The sequence below is a fragment of the Spirillospora sp. NPDC049652 genome (assembly GCF_040675125.1).
Classification (GTDB): Bacteria; Actinomycetota; Actinomycetes; order Streptosporangiales; family Streptosporangiaceae; genus Spirillospora.
In genome coordinates this window covers 1-1481 of the sequence record NZ_JBFAOF010001367.1, presented here as the reverse complement: position 1 = coordinate 1481, position 1481 = coordinate 1, and the positions used below count along the sequence as shown (strand labels likewise).

Sequence of the window (1481 nt, the reverse complement as noted above, 5' to 3'; positions counted from 1 at the left end):
GTGCACGTCGGCGGGCCGGTCGGGGGTGCTGGCGCGGGTCGGGGTGAACACCGCGACCCGCCGGTGGCCGAGGTCGCGCAGGTGCTCCAGGGCGAGCGTGACGCCGCGCCGGTTGTCGAAGACGACCTCGCCCTGGGCCTTGCCGCCGTGCAGGGCGTCGCCGATGGACACGACCGGGAGGGTCTCGGCGAGCTCGGACCAGAGCGCGGCGGCCGGGTCCAGCGGCTGGACGATCAGGCCGTCCACCCGCTGGTCGCGCAGCCGGCGGGCGAGGGCCAGCTCGCGCTCGGGGTCGCCGCCGGCGTCCACGATCAGGGCGTAGCGGTCGCGGGCGAGCAGCGCCCGGCCGATGCCGACGGCGAGGGACTGCTGCCAGTAGTCCTCCAGGGAGCCGCAGAGCAGCCCGACCATGTCGGTGCGGCCGCTGGCCAGGGCGCGGGCGATCGGGTGCGCCTCGTAGCCCAGCTCCTCGGCGGCGGCGCGGACCCGCTCCTGGGTCTCCTCCGAGGTCTGGATGCCGCGCAGCGCGTAGGAGACGGCCGCCGGCGACAGGCCGGTCGCCTGCGCCACTTCGCGGATGGTCGCGCGCTTCCGCCTGTCGCTCACGCCCCCCAACCCTAGACGGTCGGCGCGGGCGGTTCCCGGCGGCATTTGACGGGGCGGGTGCTGAACCGGTTCACTGAAACGGTTAACTGATGCGGTTCAGTAAGGAGTCGGCGATGCCGGGGGCGGACGTCCACCAGCACCTCTGGGGCGCTCCCCTGCTCGCCGCGCTGCGGGCCCGCACGGCTCCGCCGCGCCTCGACGGGTGGACGCTCCACCTCGCCGGGGAGCCGCCGTTCGAGGTGGACCCGGACGACCACGACGTGCCGCTGCGGGCCGCGCTGGCCCGCGCGGACGGCCTCGACCTCGCGCTGGTCTCGCTGTCCTCGCCGCTGGGCGTCGAACTGCTCCCCCCGGACGAGGCCCGGCCGCTGCTGGACGCCTACCACGCGGGGGCCGCCGGGCTTCCCGAGCCGTTCCGCGCCTGGGCCGCCGCCTGCGTGACCGAGATCGACCCCGGCGCCCTGGCCCGGGAGCTGGACCGCGGCTGCGCCGGCCTCCAGCTCCCCGCGAACGCGCTGCTCGACGCCGCCGGGTACCGGCACTGCGCGCCGCTCCTGGCGCTGCTCGAAGAGCGCGGGCTGCCCCTGTTCGTCCACCCCGGGCCCGCCGCCGGTGGCACCGGGCCCTGCGCAGCCACTGAGGGTACGGACCCCGCGTGGTGGGCGGCGGTCGTCCCCTATGTCTCGCAGATGCACGCGGCCTGGTACGCGTTCCGCGCGTTCGGACGGCCCGCCTTCCCGCGCCTGCGCGTCTGCTTCGCCCTGCTGGCAGGGCTCGCGCCGCTGCACGGCGAGCGGCTCTCGGCGCGCGGCGGCGGACGCGGCGAGGTCGTTCCGGACCCGTCCCTGCTTTCCGGCCTCACCGTCGATCTGGCC

At 76.6% G+C, this 1481-nt stretch carries 2 protein-coding genes; one reads left to right on the top strand and one right to left on the bottom strand.

Features of this window, described 5'->3' with window-relative positions; translation table 11 throughout:
* A partial coding sequence (locus tag AB0J52_RS40265) for a LacI family DNA-binding transcriptional regulator (RefSeq protein ID WP_500188457.1) occupies positions 1-606 on the bottom strand: 606 nt, incomplete at its 3' end.
* A gap of 89 nt (positions 607-695) precedes the next feature.
* Here AB0J52_RS40265 and AB0J52_RS40260 point away from each other — a divergent pair.
* Positions 696-1481, top strand: a 786-nt coding sequence (locus tag AB0J52_RS40260) for an amidohydrolase family protein (protein WP_500188455.1), incomplete at its 3' end; no start/stop codon positions are given.